Source organism: Frigoribacterium sp. VKM Ac-2836, assembly GCF_013248995.1.
Classification (GTDB): domain Bacteria; phylum Actinomycetota; class Actinomycetes; order Actinomycetales; family Microbacteriaceae; genus Frigoribacterium.
On sequence record NZ_JABRPK010000003.1, the window covers coordinates 21,631 to 40,939 of the forward strand.

The following is a 19,309-nucleotide window of genomic DNA, read 5'->3' on the forward strand; positions in this document are numbered from 1 at the left end:
CTTATCATGTACCCCTAGCCCCGGCTGCCGCCTCGGACGGGCATGATGGTCGGGATGACTGCAGGGGGCGAACGAGAGCGGACGCGGGTGGTCGTCGTCGGTGCGGGACAGGCCGGCCTGTCGGTCTCGTGGTACCTACGACGGCTCGGACTCGAGGGGGGCCGCGACCTCGTCGTGCTCGACCGAGGCCCCGGTACCGGAGGCGCATGGCAGCACCGCTGGGAGAGCCTGCGGTTGGGTGCCGCACACCGCGTGCACGACCTTCCGGGCATGGCCGGCCTCGGTCTGGGCTTCGACGCGGCGGACCGGTCGGCCCCCGCTCGCGAGGTCGTCGCCGAGCAGTACGGCCGCTACGAAGCCGCACTCGGGCTCGACGTGCGGCGACCCGTCGAGGTGACCGCCGTGACCGGGCTGGGGGACGGGTTCTCGGTGCGGTGGGCGGGGCGCGCCTCCTCGGGTGCCGGGTCGGCGGCGGCCGCGGCGGCCGCGGCGGCCGCGGTGACGGGGGCGGAGGCGGGTTCGGGGCCGACCTCGGGTTCGGGGCCGGCTTCGCGTTCGGGGCCGGCTTCGGGAACGCTGTGGGCCGAGGTCGTGGTGAACGCGACCGGCACCTGGGGCTCCCCGTTCATCCCGTGGTACCCCGGGCGCGACACGTTCCTCGGTCGGCAGCTCCACACCTCGGACTACCGGGCGGCGGCCGATCTCGAGGGGCTCGACGTCGTCGTGGTGGGTGGTGGCACGAGCGCGATCGGCTTCGTGCTCGAGCTCGACGGCGTCGCAGCCTCGACGACATGGGTGACGCGCCGGCCGGTGGACTGGCTCGACCAGGGCGAACTCGACGTCGAGTCGGCCGTCGCGGCCGTCGCCGAACAGGACCGTGCGGCCCGGGCGGGCCAGGCGCTGCCGAGCATCGTCAGCGGCACCGGCGTCCCGCGCACCCGGCGCTTCGTGTCGGGCATCGAACGCGGCGTGCTGGTCGAACGGCCGATGTTCGCGTCGATCGAACCGCACGGCGTGCGCTGGGCGGACGGCACGTTCGCCCCGGCCGACGCCATCCTCTGGGCGACTGGGTTCCGCCCCGAGCTGCGACACCTCGCCCCGCTCGGGCTCCGGTCGGCCGACGGGGGAGTGAGCGTCGAGGGTGGGGCGTCCAGCCTCGACCCGCGGGTGTTCTTCGCAGGGTACGGGCCGCAGGCGTCGACCATCGGGGCGAACCGCGCGGGGCGGGCGATCGCGCGGCAGGTCGTGGCCCGGCTTTCGGAGAGCGACGCCGCGCGCCGCGGGTGAGTCCTCGCGCCGCGCGCTGCGGGTGCGTCCTGGCGCCGTGCGCTGCGGGTGCGTCCTGGCGCCCGCGTCGTGGGTGCGCGTGCGGGGCGGTACGACCGCAGCGGAGGTGGACCGTGCCGAACCCGACCTGAGAGGGGGCGTCGGTGGTGCCGAACCCGACACTCGGCGGGCGACACGCCGACTGTCGCCTGCGTCGGACGGCGTGTCGCGCCTCCGTTGTCGCGATTTGCACAGGTGGGGGAGCCGAAGGGGTGGGCGGGGCGGCGGGTCAGGGGCGGTGGGGTGGGTGGATGTCGTGGGTGGCGGAGCAGACGGCGACGGAGGCCGCGGCGGACCAGGCCTGGGGGCGGCACGAGGCCGGGTACGGCACGGATGACGGCACCTCGGTGGCCGGGTCCCCGGAGTGCAGCTCGGGCGGACGCGATCATCTGGGCAACGGGGTTCCGGCTCGCGCTGCTTCACCTGTCGGAGCTGCATCTGCGCGAGCAGTCGGGCGGCGTGGCGGTGAGGGCGGGTGCTTCGAAGCGAGACCCGCGGATCTTCCTGGCGGGTTACGGGCTGCAGGCGTCCACCATCGGCGCGAACCGCGCAGGCCGCAGCGTCGCGTGGCAGGTCTTGGCCCCGCTGGAGGCACGCCTCGTCTGACCGAGGGAATGGCTGGTGGCGGGACGACTGTTGCAGCCGCCCGTCGAGCTGGGCGCTCACCGCAGGCTCTCGACGGGGCCTGTCGATATCGAGCCGCGGCCCACGGGACTTCAGACAGAGGAGACGTGCGGGCGTGTCCGTGATGAGGCGGAGTGCAGCTGCTCCAGCGACGCCAAACACGGGCGCGATGAGCAGGTGGGCGACGAGGGGAGTGCCCGCGAGGGTCTCCACCCCGAAACCCAAGAGCCAGAACGAAATCGCGAAACGAGAGGAAGGTCACTTCAATGTGCGTGAGGTAGAAGCAGAACGACCGTACCGCGAAGGTCACGATCGCCGTCGGACGAAAGGCCGAGGGTCGTCAAGCAAGGTCGGTAAGCTCGCAAACATCAACTTGAGGGGCTTTTCTTGCACCAAGAACGCATGCACGGACTGGCGCTGCTCGCCGCGATCGCCTCCATCGTCACTCTCGCGGGTTGCGTAGCCGGACCTCGCGTCTCCGAGTCGACGAGTCCGCCAGCGGGGTCGGGGAGCTCGGCGCCTGCTTCGCTCGCGCCGGAAGTCACGTCGAACGTGAGTGTGACCCGGGGCGCGACTCCTCTCAAGACGCTATTCGTCGGGGACTCGCTCACCGCGGGTCTTTACGCATCCGCGGCCGATCGTGGCTTCCGGCCGCTCATGGTGCAGGCCCTCGAGGCGAATGGCCCCGTTACCGAGGATCAGGGGTTCCAGGTCGACGCGACGACGTCGGAGGTGCGACAGGTGGCCTCGGTAGGCACCGACCAGGACCTTGCGATCGTCCAACTGGGCACCAACGACGTTGATGCCACACCGCTCCCGACCTTCGAGGCCGACTATGGGGAGACCCTCCGTGCGATCCGGGAATCGTCGCCTGGGGTCGTCTTCGTCTGCGCGGGCGTCTGGCGAGGAGCCGACGAAGCCGCGGCTTACGACGACGTCGTCCAGTCCGAGTGTGCAGCCCAGGGCGGTGCGTTCCGACCGATGAGCGATCTGTTCGAGGTGGACTCCAATAGAGGGCCGGCAGGGCGCGTGGCTCAGGGCGGTGTAAGCGACGACTTCCATCCGAACGACGCCGGGTATGCAGCCATCGCGCACCGGCTGCTCGGGGCGATCGCCCAGAATTAACGTTCTGCGCAAGCCCCTTGAGCCGGCTGACAGCCGATGACGGCCACTACCTGCTCACGTTACGTTTACGCTACGTGTTCCCCGATAGTCATGGCGAACACGAGCAATGTGCAAGTATTGGGCCCGGCCTGACGTGACGATGTTTCGCTGCTGACGCAGTCGCGTTGCTCATTGCTCATTGCTCGTTGCTCGTCATCACGGGGCCATCCCGGGGGATCGTCGCTTCCTGACCCCCCTTGCCGACCGACAAGAAATGGGGCCACGTGGAACTGCGTGACTACATCCGGATCCTTCGCAAAGGGTGGATCCTCATCGTTGCAGTGATGCTCGTCGGCGTCGCTGCCGGCGCTCTGGCCTCGATCCTGGCGACACCAAGATACGTGTCGTCGACCCAGCTGTTCGTGAGTGTGCAGTCGTCGGAGTCCTCGAGCACGTCCGATCTCGTGCAAGGCAGCAGCGCTGCGCAGCAGAAGGTGCGCTCCTACGTCTCCGTGGTCACCAGCAAGAGCGTCCTCGAGCCCGTCATCGCAGACTTGGGTCTCGACATGAGCACCGACGAGCTGGCATCGGAAATCACAGCGGAGTCTCCTTCGAACACGGTTCTCGTCGACATCACCGTCGAGGACGGTGATGCGGCACGCGCAGCCGCGCTGGCGAACGCGGTCGGTGAGAGTTTCGCCAACGTCGTCGTCAACGATCTCGAGTCGCCGGAAGGCGGCGGGCCGAGCCTCGTCAAGATCGCGACGATCGAGCCCGCGGCCGCGGCCTCGGCGCCGTCGTCCCCTCGCACCACGCTCAACCTCGCCCTCGGTTTCCTGATCGGCCTCGCTCTCGGTGTGGGCGCAGCCGTCCTCAAGAGCACGCTCGACACGCGCATCCATGGATCGCACGACGTGGAACTCGTCACGTCGGCTCCCATCCTCGGTGGCATCAGCTTCGATCCGGGCGCCAAAAAACGACCGCTCATCGTTCACGCCGACCCCCGGAGCCCGCGTGCGGAGTCCTTCCGTTCGCTCCGGACCAACCTGCAGTTCGTCAACCTCGAGTCGACGTCGCGATGCTTCGTCTTGACGTCGTCGCTCCCCGGCGAGGGCAAGACCACGACGACGGCCAACCTTGCCGTAGCGCTGGCGGAGACCGGAGCCTCCGTCGTGGTCGTCGACGGCGACCTGCGACTACCGAGGCTCGCCGACACCATGGGTCTCGAAGGTGTCGTCGGTCTCACGGACGTCCTGATCGGACGTGCCGACATCCAGGACGTCCTGCAGCCATGGGGGCGCGGCACGATGTACGTCCTCCCCGCCGGCCGCATCCCCCCCAACCCGAGCGAGCTCCTAGGCTCCAAGGCCATGGTGTCGTTGATCGCGTCCCTCACCGAGTCGTTCGACTACGTTCTCATCGACGCCCCGCCGCTCCTTCCCGTCACCGATGCGGCGATCCTCGCAAAGCTGACCGGTGGCGCCATCGTCATCGCGGCCGCGGGGCGGACCAGCCGGAACGAGTTGCAGTCTGCGCTCCGGACGTTGGAGCACATCGGCGGCCGAGTTCTCGGCGTCGTCATGACCATGCTCCCGACGAAGGGCCCGGACGCCTACGGCTACGGAAATTATGGCGCGTACTACGGCATGGACCAGGACAAGATCGACGGTCCGGACGCCCTCCCCTCGGCGGACGCCAAGACCAAAGTCAGGTCGCGTTAGTCGTGTCGTTGTTCGCTCGTACCCGTTCGACGAACCCGACGTTCACGATCCTCACCGTCTGCACCGGAAACATCTGCCGTTCGCCCATGGCCGAGCAGTACTTGCGGTTCGGGCTCCATCGCGCCGGCGTGACGGCGGTGTCCGTGGAGAGTGCTGGCACCATGGCGCAGGACGCACAGGACATGCCAGAGCAGGCCCAGGTGCTGGCACGCTCGTACGGATTGCCCGAGAGTCGGCACTCGTCGAGGTATCTCTTCGAGGGTCACATCGCCGGAGCGGATCTCGTTTTCGGGATGGCCCTGGAACACAGGCGTTCGGTCGTGTCGCTCTTCCCTCGTGCCTCGCGCTACTCCTTTACGCTTAGGGAATTTGCTCGACTGGCCGAAGGTGTGGTGGCAGAGGACCTCGCTGAGGCCGCCAATATCCCGCTATCGGACACGGCAGAGCGTCTTCGTTCCGCCGTCTCGGTCGTGGCCGCGCGACGCGGGCTCATCCCGACGCCCGAGGACGTTCTTGACGACGATGTCGTCGACCCCTACCGCAAAGACGACGCGACCTTCGTCCAGTCAGGGCAGCAGCTCGTACCGGCAGCCGATGTCGCGATCTCGCTTTTCGCTCTGGCCGCAACGGTGGAGCCGTCGGTGGAGACCTCGCGCTGATGGCCGGTGACAAGCGACGCCGCCGCAGTTCGGTGGCGAGGAAACGTGCGGCCATCTTGGGATTGGTCGCCTTCTCAGCTCTGGACGTAGCGTTGGTCGCCTACGCCGTCGGCGCCTTCGACGATGATGCTCCGGCGGCCCCGCCTTTTAGCGCCGCGCCGCGACCTACAGCCTCTGCAAGTGCTTCGGAGGCTCCCCCGCCAGCGCCGACGACTGCCTTCACCGAACTGACGCCAAGCACCGTGCTGATCTCAGCAGTGGATGGCGACACGGCTTATCGCGTCGCAGCAGGGGACTGCGCGACCGGCGGGAGCCTTGAGCTGGAGAAGTCGACGGATGCGGGCGCCTCGTGGGTGTCGACAACAGTGTCGACAGATCTCGCGTCGGCACTCCGTCTGGATGCTCAGGACACCGATTTCGTCGTCATCGTCGGCCTCGAGGGGCAGACCTGTACTCCTGGCCTCACGGCGACCTACACGTCGGGTTCGGGATTCGAGACGTACCCAGATCGTCTCTCTGCGACGTGGTATGTGGTGCCCGGCAGCGACGGGACCATTAACTCCCCCCAAGCCCTCGCGAAGGCCCCGTGCGCCGCGCCGGTGAGCATCGCGCCGCGCAGCGACTCCGCGGCTGCTCTCGTCTGCGCTGACAGAAACGTCTACCGGACCGAGGATGGCGGGACGACCTGGTCGGATGGTCTCTTCGTACCCGGGATCGTCGCCATGGACAGCGACGCCGACAGCTACGTCATCGCCTCGATTGATGAGACGACGTGCGCCGGAGCTCAGATTTCCGAGTTGAGCAACACCGTCGGATCGACGCCAGCCGTCATCGGCTGCGTTCTCGGTCCCATCTCCACATCACGTAAGGACATTGCTCTGTCGGCGGCCGGAGAGTCCCTGTGGTTCAATGCCGGGCAGAACGCCGTTGTCTCTGCCGATGGTGGCAGAACGTGGTGATGTCGGCGAAGTCCCGCCTTGTTCGAAACTTCGGGACTCAGTTGCGAGTGGAGTCGTGGTAATTCCGCGAGGCTCAGTCGACGTGGTCCTCACGCATCCTGGAGCGGAGCTCTACGGAAGCGACCGCATGGCCGTAGAGTCCGTCAGGGCCCTCGCTGAAGCGGGGCACCAGGTCACGGTCGTCCTTCCCGAGACGGGGCCGCTCGTCGAATTGCTCAAACAGGCAGGGGCGACCGTCGTCTTCGTGAGCGTGCCCGTGCTACGAAAGTCCCTGGTCTCGCCGAGGGGTTTGGGTGTTCTCGTCTGGACCTCCGCACGTGGCCTTATTAGAGCGATACGCCTGATCCGCCGACTCCGCCCCCAGGCCGTCTACATCAACACGCTGACGCAGCCCGTCTGGGTCGTGGCCTCCTGGGTGAGCCGGGTCTCCTCTCTCGTGCATGTACGAGAAGCAGAGCTGGGTGGGAACCGGCATCTTCAGCGGGTGTTGCACGCGCCCATCGGACTCGTCACACGCGTCGTCGCCAACAGCGAGTCCACCAAGAGACACGTCGTCGACTCGACCCCGACGGGTCTCGATGACATCCGGGTGATCTACAACGGCAAAGCCTGGGATGGCTACTACAATTCGGACCTGAGCCCGGAGGCCGGCACCTGGACCGTGGGCTTCGTCGGTCGGCTCAGCCCTCGTAAGGGCGTCCATGTCCTGGTGGAGGCCTGTCATTTACTCCTCGAGCGGGGGATGCCCCTCCGTCTCGTCATCGCGGGTTCGGTCTACCCCGGTTACGAGTGGTACGAGGCCGAGTTGCGTGAGGCCGTGGCGAAGGCTGGGCTCTCCGGGCTCGTCGACTTCGTCGGTTTCGTGGAGAATGCGGGCGCCGTCTTCAGCGGCGCGGACATCGCGGTCGTCCCGTCACTGGTCGAGCCCTTTGGCACCGTCGCCGCAGAGGCTCTGGCATCCAAGCGCCCAGTGATCGCTTCGCGAGTCGACGGGCTACAGGAGATCGTCACTCACGAGAAGACCGGATTGCTCGTTGAGCCCGGTAATGCCCTCGAACTGGCAGACGCCATCGAACGCCTGGTCCGACATCGGACGCTGGCTCGGGATCTCGCTTCCGCTGGTTTCGCGGATGTCCGCGACCGCTTCTCGCTGACGCAGTACGCTCGTGCGACCCAGGACGTAGTGGCGGAGCTGCGACGGGGGAGACCAGGCAGGCATGGCTAAGACCGGTCATCTGGCTTACTCAGTCCTGCGGTTCCTCCCGCTCCTCTTCTCGACCGGCGGGACCCTCCTCCTTGCGGTCTCGCTCCAAGCCCAGGGGTTTGGCGAGTACTCGGCCGCCTTGGCGATGACGCAGGTGATCTCCGCAGTTGGATTGCTCGGACAGGATCAGTTGATCCTCCAGGGGCGACTCAGCCTCGGCATCGCACTGGCGCGGGGAGGCTTGGTCGTCCTCCTCACCGGGGCAGCCTCGGTCACCTTGGGGTTACTGACCCTTCCGGAAGGTCAGGGGGAGCTGGTCTTCGCCGTCGTCGCGACATCCTCGTTGATCCAGCTCTGCTCAGTGCCGTTCGCCTTCCTCCTTCGGGCGCGTGCATCGTCAACTCGGGCCAACTCCGAGCTCGCGGTACGCCTGACGTACCAGGTCGGGCTCAACGCGGCAGGCTCCGCGCTCGGCACCGCGAGATCGGCTGCCTTCGGCGGCACGATCGGGGCTGTGATCGGAGTCTTCCTGGTAGGCGGGTACTTCACCCATTTTTGGAGGAAGAACAACTCCGAGCGCGACGTGACCGTCACCTCGGCGCCTTGGCGTCAGGGAGTCCTCTTCGGAATCGACAGTATTCTCTACAGCACCGGCGTGGCCATTCCGATCATCATCATCGCGGCCACAGCGAGCAACATCGTGAATGCACAGGTCCGAGTTGTTTTCCTCTGCTACACGGCCATCGTCGGGGTGAGTCGCGCCTTTAACGGCGAGTTGTTCCGGGCCCGGTTGTACGCGGCGGATGATGCGGAGCAGCGACGTTCGATCTGGCTCCAGCTCCGACTAGTCCTCCTCAGATATGGTGCGGTCGTTGCTGTCGGTGTAGGTGCTGCCGGCTTGCTCCTGCCCGTGGTGATGGGTGCCGAATATGAACAAGCCCGTTGGGCCGTGCTCGTCCTGGCTCTTGGCGTATTGTTCCAGTTCTTCGGTTTCGGTCTGACGACGCTCGCCGTGACGAACGGGGGCATCAAGCGCAGCATCGTCCGGCTCTCGCTGACGCTGGCCCTATCCGTCCTAGTATCGTCGACGCTCCCCCTGGGGCCGATCGAATTGGCGCTTCTGCTTGTGGCCAACGACATGATCACCTGCCTCTTCTTCAGCCTTTACAAAAGAACAAGGCACGAAGGATAGGGATCAGATCTGTCGGATGACCTTTGCCGGTGTCCCAGCGAGGAGCACGCCGCCGGGATGCTCACCCCGGACGACGGAGCCGGCGGCCACGACAGTACGCGGCCCCAGCTTCGTACCCGACAGCAGCGTCACACGCGAACCGATCCAGCAGTCGTCGCCCACGACGACCTCGCGTTGCGTCGTGCCTTGGTCGCGGATGGGGACGTCGGGATCTGCGTAGTTGTGCTCCTGTGAATGGACGAGCAAGTACGGGCCGACAATGACGTTGTCACCGAACGTGACACCGCCGGAGCATCCGATGTGGAAATTGTCACCGATGCCCGATGCTTTCCCGAGGGACAACCCCACGCCGAGGAGGGTCAGCCTGCTCGTCGTGGTGACGATCCCGTTATGACCGAGTCGGCTGCCCGGCCCCATCACGAGACCACGTGAACCTCGAGCGTCTATGAGGTTGCGCGAGCCGATCGATACTCCCCGCGCCAACGAAAGGCCAGATCTGCCGAGCAGGCGAGTTCCTGAGCCCAGGAAGACGGGCTGCCGCAGGAGCAGCGTCCCGCGAACCAGTTGAGTGCCCCGGCGGAACAGCTCGCCCCAGATCCAGCTCGGCCGGATGGCCTTGCTCGTCTCATGAGCGCGCCCCGTCCCCTTTAGCAAGCGGTCTGCGAGCGCGTGGACGGAGAATAGGGTCATGCTCTGGCCTCGGGATCATCGATAAGGTTTACAGGATTTCGATCGAGATCCATCCTACAAGCAGAGGAACTTGTGCCCGAGCTGACCATAATCATCGTGACGTACAACGCCGAGAAAGATGTTGAAGCGTGCCTCCGCATCTTGTCCGGCCGAAATGTCGTCGTAGTGGATAACGATTCCCAGGACGGTACGAGGGCACTTCTCGCTCGCATCTCACTCGAACAGCCGAGCGTGAGGACGATCTTGAACGACGATAACGTCGGCTTCGCCGTGGCGGTGAATCAAGGGCTTCGAGCGGCCCCGGAAGGGGACGTGCTTCTGCTCAATCCCGACGCGTCTATCGACCCCCGATCCCTCGATCTCCTCGTCGAGTCGGCGGCGGAACCCGGCGTGGGCATCGTGGCTCCCATCATCGACAACGGGCCGACGGTGGCCGTGCTCGCCGCGGGAGCCCAGCCTCGAATTTGGCCGCTCTTCACGCACTACTCCGGCCTGAGCAGGATGCTTCCGCGGCTGGCTCTCGTCCAAGGCCGTCACCTCTATCGGCCTGCTCTCCGACGTGGGCTGACACCCGTCGAGTGGGTGTCCGGCGGGTGCCTCTATCTATCCGCTGAGGCTCGCACGCCGGTTCCGGAGCTCACGGAGCGATGGTTCATGTACGGGGAGGACCTGGACCTCTGTCGGCGGGTCGCCGAGGCTGGTCTCAGCGTCAATCTCGTGGCCGGGGCTAATGCCGTCCACGCTCTTGGGGCCTCCGTAATCGCGAGTGGGGGGTCTGTTTCGACCATGTGGGCACGCAACACCTACGACTACTACTGCGTCACCTACAGGCCGGGCCCTCTTCGTCGCTTCGTGTGGCGGGCGATCTTCTCCGGAGGGCTCTGGTCTAGGGCGGCGGCCTTCGACCTGATGGCGAGGCGGCCCGGCCGACAGGCATCGGATCTCAAGGATCGTGCGAAGAGATTCCGTCGGCACGGGCTCGCCGTCTGGGCGACCGCGTCGCCGCGAAGCTAACGGCTCCTCAACGTGAAGGGCGTGTCCAGGACGGATTTGCGGCCGTCCGCTCCGAGCGCCACCAAGCGCATCACGTAGCTCCCGGGTGGCGCGACCGCGCCCGTCGCCGTCCGACCGTTCCACGTGGCGGTGCGCCTGCCTGCGTCGAAGTTCAGAGACGACGCGATGGTCCGGACCGCGGCACCACTCGAGTCGAAAATCTGGATCGTATAGGTCGCCCTGTCCCCGCCGCGCCAGACGACACCGACGAGGTCCCCCGCATAGGCGGGATCAGGGCTCGTCACTGCGGTCGACTCGATGGTCACCAGCCGGTCGGGGTTCAGCTGGACCCTCACCAGGTTGTTCGTGGGACCTTTCGCGACCTCGAGAGGCGTGACCTGCGATCCGACACGCAGACCAGCTGTCGGGCTTTGGACGGGCACGTCCACGAGTCCGGACGACATCGAGTAGACCAGTTGCAGGTTCTTCCCCCGCCCAATCGCCACCGCTCCGCGCGTGACGGTGCCCATGTGCGCGCTCAGGTCGTCGAAATACACCCGTCCGAACTGAACTCCGGTCGTCGGCCGGTACACGTACAGGGAGCTGACGGTCAGGGGGTAATCGACGACGCCGTCTCCTCCCCATCGATCGTAGTTCGGGTTGTTGCCGTCGAGGTAGAACGTCTGCCGTTGCCAGCCAGGGGCGCTCATTTGCCCTACCTTGGCCTGAAAGAACTCGCCCTTCGCGTCCTTGAGCTTCATGTAGATGGGCGCATTGCTGGCGTCGCCGTAAGCCCAGACGGAGACAGCCGTCGGTCTACCGGACATCAGCTTGTCGGCGACGATCTCCAGACCTTGAGAACTGCCGGTGAAGCCGTAGTCCACTTGCATCGAACCTGTTCCGGAGTGCCCCGACGACGACGTTTGGATCATCGCGGAGCCGCCTCCGATCATGTTCACGCCGAGGCCCGTGGTCGTGTCGAGGCCGTTGACGATGTAATTCAGCCCGTCCGCCGTGGGAGACATGGACCCGACTCCGACGGCGCCGTCAAGAGCTTGCCCGACCCTCGTCAGCGCGGCGAATGCCGGCTTCTGTCGGCCGCCCGTCTCGACGAGGCCGAAGTTGTCCAACTGGCTGCCGGAATTGCCGACCTCGACGAGCGAGAACCAGAATGCCCCCGCCACGCCGCGCGCGGACGCGTCCGTATATGCACGCTCGAGGTACTTGGCCTGGTCCACCTCGGATACACCAGTTGGGCACACGCCCGTACACGTTGACCAACCGAGCTCCGTCAACCAGACCTTGCGATTCGACAATCCGTTCCTAGCGAGGAAGGACTTGGCCCCCTCGATGTACACCGACGACGTCCCGTTCTCCGGTGTGCCGTCCGTGTAAGTGTGAATCGACAGGCCGTCGTAGGAATTGGCGGCCCCCGCCGCGTGGACCTTTGACATGTACGCATCGTCGAACCCGGCGAGTGAGCCGCCCAGCACGACGCTCGTCGGGTCGGCCTGCTTTATTGCCGCATACGCCGACGCAAGCAGTCGACCGTACGCCGTGCCATCGGCCTGCGGCTTCCAGTGTGCACTGGTGTTCGGTTCGTTCCAGACCTCCCACACGTGAACTTTGTCCTTGTACCGGTTCACAACGGTCTTCGCATAGGCCGCGAAGTCGGCGTTGTTCCGGGGCGGATAGAAGACGCTGTCGGCATCCGCTGTGCCTGACGGTGCCGATGAGGCCCAACGAGCTGAGTAGACCAGCTTGCCGATGACCTCGACATTGCGCGCGGAGGCGAGCTCGACGGCTTGATCGAATTTGGCGAAGTCGAAGTACCCCTGACGGGGCTCGATCCGATTCCAGTCAAATTCCTCGCGAGCCTGGCGCACCGCGGCAGTCTCCATCAGTCTCGTCTGGGCGTCGACGGTCACCGGGTCGTCGAGTGTCGTAAGGAAGCTGTTGATCCCAACGATCGACCCGACGTCGTCGGGAGACTTTTCCGACACGCCCGTGACGTACGGGGTCCCCAGAATCCACGGTGCCTGGACCATGCCGTTGCGCGTCGTGTCGTAGAAGACGGACGCAAAGATGCTCCCTGACAAGGGCGTGCCTCCCGAGTCCTTTCCGTCCCACACGTAGCGCACGGCTCCGGGGGTCGCTGCGGAACCCGTCCACGACCGTTGGCGGCCCTGCAGATCCGCGATGGTCAGGGTGTAGTCGCCGGCGGTTCCGGCCTGGAACGAGAGCGTCGTCGACGCGTCCGCCTTCGCCGAGAAGACCTCGGCGGTGCTCTGGACCTGGGTCCAGCCCTCGTCCACGAACCGCAGGTTGTCGAGGTCCGCGAATCCGCTGGCCGGCTGGGTGCCGTTCCGGGCGACGTTGAGCCGGAAGAGGCTCACGGGCCCGTCGAGGACGCCGTTGTGGTTCCCGCCGGTCGACTGGTCCGGTCTCGTCCGCAGATCTAGGGTCACGGTGTGCCAGGACGCGTTGTTGAGGGTGTCGAGCCGATAGAGGAAAATTTCTCCGGTCGCGTCGCGGAGTCGAAGATAGACGGTGTTGTACGTGCCATCTCCCTTGACATCGACCTGCACGCTGGTCGGGACGGTTGCGGTCACCGTCGGGGGAGTCTTCGAATAGCCGACCTCGGAGATGTTCCCCGCGGCGAACGAGTAGCCGAGCCGTAGGTAGCCCGAGCCGGCGGTCGGCCTGTCGGTCTTCGTATCGACCGTCGCCGCACCCAGCGTCGAGGTCCAGGTGCTGCCCGCGGACCCCTCGAAGGACTCCACCACAGTGGGCGCGGGCGCCGCGGCCGCGGGCTGAGCGACGAACAATCCCGCCGTCACGGCGATAGCCGCGGTCAGTGCGAGTGTCGACTTAATGGACATCGTTCCCCCCGGGGCTGCCTCGTCACGGAGAATGGCGGGCGCAAGGCCGACCTTAAGGCAGGTGTCGGCGGTCTCCAAGACCCCTAATGGGGCTGACGAGAGATATTGGTGGTCACGTGCCCGTTGACAATCGCCTGGAGGGCATCGTCGAAGGCCTCGGAACTGTACGTTGAATGAGCCCAGGCGAAAGCCGCTGCTGCCTTCTGGTGCGTGTCTGGGGCGGTGAGGGCCGTGAGGACGGCCTCCGCGAAGTCCTCAGCGTCCTTCGTGACGGCGAACACGTGCGAGCCGTCGCCGACTCCCTCGGCGCCAACCGGTGTCGCTATCAGGGGCAGCCCCCAGAGCATCGCGATGATCGACTTAAACTTGACCCCACCCCCATGGAGCAGAGGCGCGACCGCAACCTGGGCGTCTGCGTAATACGGTGCGAGGGAGTCGACGTAGTCGGTGACCTCGATGTGGGCATCGGGGCGGGCGGCAGCCCGTCGTAGGAAATCGGATGGGCTCGAGCCGGCCAGGACGAGCGTCGCCGACGGTCGGGCTCTGAGTACGATCGGCCACACGTACTCGAGGAGCCATCGAGCCGCTTCGTCGTTCTCCTGCCGGTGGAAGGCTGCTGCGAAGAGCACGCGGCCGCTGGCGGGACGCGGTTCGAACCGGCTCGGCATGGTGTCGTCCGCGAGCGCCGGAGGCAGTGTGTGTACGGTGACAGTGGGGACCGTCGAGCGAGCCAGTTCCGCATCCTTCTCGCTGAACGTCACGACGGTGCCGATCTCGGCGAAGAATCTTTTCTCACCCCGCGACCAGATGACTGCCTGCGCGAATCCGAGCACTCGCCGGATGAGAGACGTCTCGTCTCGCCAGCGTCGACCGAGCTTCTGCGCAAGGACGTCGTGCGCGACGATCTGCTGGGGGGTGGTAGGCGCGCTTCGCCGGACGAAACGGCTCAAGCGTCCTGTCTCGGACCACTGCAACTCGACGAGGTCAGCCTCGCGGAGCAAGGCCCGGACCGAGGGGTCGCGCCGGAGGTTGTGCTCGAAATCAAGTCCCAAGGTCGGCCCCGACAACAGGTTAACGAGACCTCTGATCGGTGCAGCAGGTCGACTCAGCCACGCAGCACTCCGCGGCACCAGCACCACGGTGTGGGCAGCGTGCTCGTTCTTGTCGAGCGCGGCATCATTGGCGGCGGTCTTCGGCGTCACCAGCGAGATTGTGTGATTCTTGCTCAGCGATAAGATGTGACGGCGTATTGCTTCGCCTCCTGCGTGATCGATGCCGTCGTGGGGGACGAACGGAGCGATGACGACTATGTGGGCCATGAGAAAACAGCTTTCTTCTTGGTGAGCTGACGAGAGAGGGCCTCTTCATGAACCGTGGGAACCTGCTCCTCATCGGTGGGGCGTGCGTCCTGGCAGCCGGTGTCACGTTGGCGGTCACAGCGAGTCCGCTGATCGCGACGGGGCTGGCGATCATCCTCTGTCTTGCCATAGCACTCATGAAGTATCCCTGGATGGGCATCGCCTTCTTAGCCGTGTATCTGCCCTTCAACGGGGTGGTCAGCAGTCTATTGGTGAAACTGGGTCAGGCTCAGTTCGCGACGGTGTTCGGCGCAGCCAAGGACGGCGTCCTGATCCTCCTGTTCGTCCTCGTCGTGTTCAGCCCTCGGATAGCTCGGGTTCGACCGGAGCTATTCATCATCGTTCTTACGATCGTGGGCTTGGGTGCCGTATCGGGAATCGGGTCCTCAAACGTGGAGCAGGCGGCTTACGGCTGGCGGAACGACTTCCTGCCGCTCCTTCTGATCATCATCGTGCCGGCTGTGCTCGATCGGGTCAACGCGTCTCGCATCTCCACTGTCGTCGTCGTCGCAGGCCAAGGCGCCGGAATAGTGGCGATCGCGACCTGGAGTCGCGGCATCGAGTGGCTCTACGTCCTCGGACGTCTTCCCGTCCCCGAGGGGGAGCGCTTCCCCAGCTCGCTCTTCAGCGCGAACAGCATCGAGCCACGTGCCTTCAGCCCGTTCTCGGCACCAAATGAGATGGCTGTCGGGTTCCTTATCATCATGTCGTTCATCTGGATGATGGGTGACCGGAAGTTCGGCACGCGCATCGCCCTCAGCGTCCTCCCTGTCGTCGCGATAGTGTTGTCGGAGTCGCGAAGCGGCCTGCTCGGTCTGGCGTGCCTGGCGGTTGTCGTCGTCTGCCTGAAGCTGCGGGACATTCGGCCCGGTGTGGCTCTCGCTTTCGCCAGCATCTCGGGGGTCGCTATCGGGCTCACCGCTCTCGCCTATGTGAACGTCCGCATCGAGACCGGCAACGATCCCTCCATTGGAGGCCACGCTGCGAGTCTGAGGGAGTCTCTCCAGCTGCTCGTCCAACACCCGCTGGGAATCGGCCTCGGCCAGGTCGGGCCTCGAGCCTTGCGTTACGACGACAATCCGGTGCTGGTGGAGAGCTTCCTCCTGCTCTTGGCCCTCGAGTCCGGTCCTCTCGTCCTGGTGCTCTACCTGGCCCTCGCCGGACGCATCGTCTCTCTCGCGGTGAAGGAGCCCAGGGCAGGGGCGGCTCACCTCGGTCTCGTTGCCATCGCCGCATCTCTCGTTAGCCAGATCGTCCTCCCGACCATGCAGGACGGGGCAGTCAGCTATCTCCTGTGGATCGCTGTCGGGATCGGTCTGCTGCACGGTCAGAAGCGCCCTGGTGCGGGAGAGACGGACGGGGTGACGTCGTCCGGCGACGCCGCCTTCTCGCGCCCGGAGAGCGTTCTCGTCGGGAGGCGCTAGATCAGCCGCAGGGTGGACGCGAATCGGGGTCTTCGGTGCTGTCGTCGGGCCCAGGGAGATCGTGCTTAACGCGAGCAGCCAATGCCGTCAGGGCCGCTTCGTCGCCGCTGAGCCCCACCGGCCACGGGTACTGACTGGGACGCAGCACGCGTCGCAGCCGCCTCGGCCTTGGTCTCTTTGGACACGATGCCTGCCAGCACGTCTCCGGCGGCTACGGTATGTCGCCGACTCGCGGCTCGGCCAATAATCCTTCTCGCCGAAGATCTCGCTGTGTGCACCGTGCCGCGGGCCACGATCGGCGTGCCGCGCATCATGCCCCGAACCAGCGGGGCATTGGTTCCACCGGCGCTGTGGCCTGAGAAGAAGGTGCTGGCGTGCGGCCACAACGAGAACAGGGGCGTGGCGCCGCTCAAGTAACCAAGCCGGAGCTGGACAGGACGGCGACGCGCTGATCGAGCTCTCGACCGAAGCCGCCTCGATGAGCTCGCGCACAGTGTTCTCGTTCACGAATCAGGCCACGATGAGGTGATGGCCACCGTGGGTCAGGCCGGGTTCGAGCGGCAGGTCCGAGGCCTCGTCGCCCCGTAGGGATGAAGGCTCCGCCTCGGCCGAAGCGCAGGGCAGGGCAGGTCGAGCAAGGCGCGCGGGCGGGCGGGCGGCTACTTCTTCTTGCGGGGGGCGGTTCCGGTGGAGTTGCGGGCGGCCGAGCGGGCCTTGCGGGCGGCGGCACCGCCTCCGCGGTTGCCGGTCGCCGAACCAGGCGCACGCGGGGTCTGCTTCGGTCCGGGTTTCGTGACGTCCTGGGTCGGCTGGACGTCCAGACCTCGCTGCACCGCGCCTCCTTCGACCGCCGCGCCGGCACGGCCGTCGGGGCCCGCGTCGGCACCGAGGGCACCCCCGGCGGCACCCGACCGACGACCCGCCGGCTCGAGCACGCGGCGCGGCACCGGGCGAGGGCGAATCGGCTCACCCCGACGGTCCTGGCCGGGGATCGGCCGCGAGCGACGCCCGTAGAGCACCTCGGACGAGTCGAGCAGCCACGGCACGAGCGAGATCGTGACTCCGTGCACGAGCATCAGCTTCTGGCGGATACGACGGCTCTTGTGGTTGTGCAGCGCGGCCTCCCACCAGTGGCCGACGATGTAGATCGGCGTGTAGACCGTCACGACCTCACTGCCGTGCTCGTCGCGGTGGGCCTTGATGTACTTGATCAACGGCATGCTGATGTCGCGGTACGGCGAGGCGACGATCCGCAGGGGCACCTCGATGTCCTGCTCGGCCCACTGGCGTTGCAACAGCGCCGTGGCCTCGTCGTCGATGCCGACGTGGATCGCCTCGAGCGACTCGTGGCGCGCCGCGATGGCGTAGTCGAGCGCCTTGAGCACGGGCTTCTGCATGGTTCCGACCAACACGATCGCGTGGTCGCCGTGCGAGCCGAACTGCGTCGTGGCGTCGGGTTCGATCTCGACCAGGACGTCGCGGTAGTACCGGTTCACACCGAGCATCAGCACGAAGAGGATCGGCATGATGACGAACACCAGCCAGGCCCCGTGGGTGAACTTCGTCACCGTGACGACGATCAACACCGATGCCGTCAAGAGGGCACCGAACGCGTTGATGCCCCGGGCGCGGTAGACGGCCCCCCGGTCGGCGCAGCCCTCGCGCAGCATCCGGGTCCAGTGGACGACCATGCCCGTCTGGCCGAGCGTGAACGACACGAAGACGCCGATGATGTACAGCTGAATCAGGCCCGTGACGCTGGCCTGGTAGACGAGCAGGATGGCGCAGGCCACCAATGCCAGCACGATGACGCCGTTCGAGTAGATCAGGCGGTCACCACGCGTGTTGAGCGCCTTGGGGGCGTACTGGTCGCGGGCCAGGATCGAGCCGAGCAGCGGGAACCCGTTGAAGGCCGTGTTGGCCGCCAGCAGCAGCACGGCAGCAGTGCAGGCCTGGATCACGTAGAACGGGATGCCGAACAACGCGCCCCCGAAGACCGCGCTGGCGATCTGCGCGATCAGGCTGCGCTGGGGCGTCGTGGCACAGTCGACGAAACCCTGCAGGTCGCAGGCGTCCTCGGCGTAGTGCACCTTCGCGATCAGCGCGACGGCGACCAGACCGGCGAACAGGACGATGGCGATGCTGCCCATCAACACGAGCGTCTTCTGGGCGTTCTGCACCTTGGGGCGGCGGAAGGCGGGCACGCCGTTGGCGATCGCCTCGACACCGGTCAGCGCCGAGCAGCCGCTGGAGAACGCGCGCAGCAGCAGCAGCACGAACGCGGCCTGCGTGAGCTGGTCCGCCTGCACCGTGTAATCGGCGCTCTCGGCGACGGGCGGGTCGCCGAGGGCCGTGCGCACCAGGGCGATGACGATCATGACGAACACGCTCGACACGAAGAGGTAGGTCGGGAGCGCGAACGCCTTGCTCGACTCGCGCACGCCCCGCAGGTTGACGGCCGCCAGCAGGACGACGAAGACGATCGCGAGCTCGACGCGGACCGGAGCCAGCTCGGGCACGGCCGAGATGATGTTGTCGACGCCGGAGGCGACCGACACGGCCACCGTCATGACGTAGTCGACGAGCAGTGCCGAGGCGACCACGAGGCCGGCCTTCTCGCCGAGGTTCTTGTGGGCGACCTCGTAGTCGCCGCCGCCCGACGGGTACGCCTTGATCAGCTGTCGGTACGAGGCGACGACGACCAGCAGCAGGACGACCACCGCGACCGCGACCCACGGCGCGAGGGTGAGGAACCCGAGGCCGCCGATCAGCAGGATCATCAACAGCTCTTGCGGGGCGTAGGCAACGGAGCTCAGCGGGTCGCTGGCGAAGATCGGCAGGGCCAGGTGCTTCGGCAGCAGTTGTCCTTCGAGCTTCTCGGAGGGCAGGGGTTCACCGATGAGCCAACGCTTCGGCGACCGGGTGTCGTTGGTCACGAGCGGCGACTCTACTCCCGTGCGAGGGCCTGTCAACTTCACTCGTGAGCCGTTTATTCCCGGTCAGATCGGGTTCGTCCGAACTGTTTCGTACCGGTGGGCGATCGATCAGGCCACGTGCGCCTCAGCGGACTGCAGGGGCGTCACCGCTAACGTGGCCGAATGCCGTCCAGTCTTGTACCCTTCGACCCCCCGAGGAGGCGCGCGGCCAAACCCGAGGACCTCTCGCGAGAGTCG

At 66.3% G+C, this 19,309-nt stretch carries 13 protein-coding genes; 9 read left to right on the plus strand and 4 right to left on the minus strand.

What is annotated here, in order from left to right; translation table 11 throughout:
• Positions 1 to 54: 54 nt before the first annotated feature.
• The 7 genes from HRF36_RS11730 to HRF36_RS11760 all read left to right on the plus strand — a co-directional run bounded on the left by HRF36_RS11730 (position 55) and on the right by HRF36_RS11760 (position 8,789).
• Positions 55 to 1,287, plus strand: coding sequence for an NAD(P)-binding domain-containing protein (locus HRF36_RS11730; protein ID WP_173210138.1), 1,233 nt, complete (start codon positions 55 to 57; stop codon positions 1,285 to 1,287).
• 1,065 nt (positions 1,288 to 2,352) lie between these two features.
• Positions 2,353 to 3,075 carry an SGNH/GDSL hydrolase family protein gene (locus HRF36_RS11735; protein ID WP_173210140.1) on the plus strand — a complete coding sequence of 241 codons (723 nt, stop codon included), beginning with the start codon at positions 2,353 to 2,355 and terminating at the stop codon, positions 3,073 to 3,075.
• 263 nt (positions 3,076 to 3,338) lie between these two features.
• The gene (locus HRF36_RS11740) at positions 3,339 to 4,775 is read left to right on the plus strand and encodes a polysaccharide biosynthesis tyrosine autokinase (RefSeq protein WP_173210142.1); all 1,437 of its coding nucleotides are present in this window, start codon (positions 3,339 to 3,341) and stop codon (positions 4,773 to 4,775) included.
• A 2-nt stretch (positions 4,776 to 4,777) separates the two neighbouring features.
• The gene (locus HRF36_RS11745) at positions 4,778 to 5,434 is read left to right on the plus strand and encodes a low molecular weight phosphatase family protein (RefSeq protein ID WP_173210144.1); all 657 of its coding nucleotides are present in this window, start codon (positions 4,778 to 4,780) and stop codon (positions 5,432 to 5,434) included.
• Complete coding sequence (locus tag HRF36_RS11750) at positions 5,434 to 6,393, plus strand: hypothetical protein (RefSeq protein WP_173210146.1); 960 nt, start codon at positions 5,434 to 5,436, stop codon at positions 6,391 to 6,393. The genes HRF36_RS11745 and HRF36_RS11750 overlap by 1 nt, the downstream gene beginning before the upstream one ends.
• A gap of 82 nt (positions 6,394 to 6,475) precedes the next feature.
• Entirely contained in the window at positions 6,476 to 7,618 is a 1,143-nt protein-coding gene (locus tag HRF36_RS11755) for a glycosyltransferase family 4 protein (protein ID WP_173210148.1), read from the plus strand.
• On the plus strand, positions 7,611 to 8,789 hold the full coding sequence (locus HRF36_RS11760) for a hypothetical protein (protein WP_173210150.1): 1,179 nt from the start codon (positions 7,611 to 7,613) through the stop codon (positions 8,787 to 8,789). The genes HRF36_RS11755 and HRF36_RS11760 overlap by 8 nt, the downstream gene beginning before the upstream one ends.
• Positions 8,790 to 8,792: 3 nt before the next feature.
• Here HRF36_RS11760 and HRF36_RS11765 read toward each other — a convergent pair whose 3' ends face one another.
• Positions 8,793 to 9,479, minus strand: a complete 687-nt coding sequence (locus HRF36_RS11765) for an acyltransferase (protein WP_173210152.1) — start codon at positions 9,477 to 9,479, stop codon at positions 8,793 to 8,795.
• Between the two features lie 72 nt (positions 9,480 to 9,551).
• On the opposite strand from HRF36_RS11765, the gene HRF36_RS11770 reads away from it, so the two are divergent.
• The gene (locus tag HRF36_RS11770; RefSeq protein ID WP_173210154.1) at positions 9,552 to 10,493 is read left to right on the plus strand and encodes a glycosyltransferase family 2 protein; all 942 of its coding nucleotides are present in this window, start codon (positions 9,552 to 9,554) and stop codon (positions 10,491 to 10,493) included.
• Here the strand turns inward: HRF36_RS11770 and HRF36_RS11775 are convergent.
• A complete protein-coding gene (locus tag HRF36_RS11775; RefSeq protein ID WP_217271258.1) occupies positions 10,490 to 13,432 on the minus strand; it encodes a FlgD immunoglobulin-like domain containing protein in 2,943 nt (980 codons plus the stop codon). The two genes, HRF36_RS11770 and HRF36_RS11775, sit on opposite strands and share 4 nt — an antisense overlap.
• A gap of 5 nt (positions 13,433 to 13,437) precedes the next feature.
• Positions 13,438 to 14,673 carry a glycosyltransferase gene (locus HRF36_RS11780; RefSeq protein WP_173210158.1) on the minus strand — a complete coding sequence of 412 codons (1,236 nt, stop codon included), beginning with the start codon at positions 14,671 to 14,673 and terminating at the stop codon, positions 13,438 to 13,440.
• Between the two features lie 47 nt (positions 14,674 to 14,720).
• On the opposite strand from HRF36_RS11780, the gene HRF36_RS11785 reads away from it, so the two are divergent.
• Positions 14,721 to 16,136, plus strand: a complete 1,416-nt coding sequence (locus HRF36_RS11785) for an O-antigen ligase (RefSeq protein WP_173210160.1) — start codon at positions 14,721 to 14,723, stop codon at positions 16,134 to 16,136.
• A gap of 659 nt (positions 16,137 to 16,795) precedes the next feature.
• On the opposite strand, the gene HRF36_RS11790 is transcribed toward HRF36_RS11785, so the two are convergent.
• Positions 16,796 to 19,072 carry an APC family permease gene (locus HRF36_RS11790; protein WP_173210162.1) on the minus strand — a complete coding sequence of 759 codons (2,277 nt, stop codon included), beginning with the start codon at positions 19,070 to 19,072 and terminating at the stop codon, positions 16,796 to 16,798.
• Positions 19,073 to 19,309: the final 237 nt, after the last annotated feature.